The sequence below is a fragment of the Pelagicoccus sp. SDUM812005 genome, assembly GCF_031127875.1.
GTDB lineage: Bacteria > Verrucomicrobiota > Verrucomicrobiia > Opitutales > Opitutaceae > Pelagicoccus.
Map to the genome: position 1 here is coordinate 1 of NZ_JARXIA010000103.1, position 350 is coordinate 350.

Genomic DNA, 350 nt, shown 5'->3' on the forward strand with positions numbered 1-350 from the left:
TATAGTAGTCCCAACAAAGGAAAGAAGAACAAGATGAAGACAGGAATCACCATCAAGCACATCGAAGCCACAGTCGCAGCAGCCGCGATCATCGCCGGCGCCGCAGTGATCATCCCAGCCGCCGGAATCTTGGCGGTAGTCGGTCTGGTAGCCGGCGGATTGGTCGCCATGGCCGCGCTGGAAACCAAGGAGCGCGCTTACTAAGCCGCCCGTCGGGAGGTCCGCTCGCAAGGAGCGCGCCGCCTGATTAACACTTTTTTTGGGGTAACATACAAAATAGATAGCAGATAGGGATTAGGGGTAGTCCCGCTATCGAAAAAAGCCCGCGTTGAGCTTAGCTCGGCGCGGGC

At 57.1% G+C, this 350-nt stretch carries 1 protein-coding gene; it reads left to right on the forward strand.

Annotation, left to right across the window (positions count from 1 at the left end; all coding sequences use genetic code 11):
* Positions 1–204 (forward strand): hypothetical protein (locus QEH57_RS24850; RefSeq protein WP_309009507.1); only part of this gene is annotated, 204 nt, incomplete at its 5' end.
* Between the last annotated feature and the right edge of the window lie 146 nt (positions 205–350).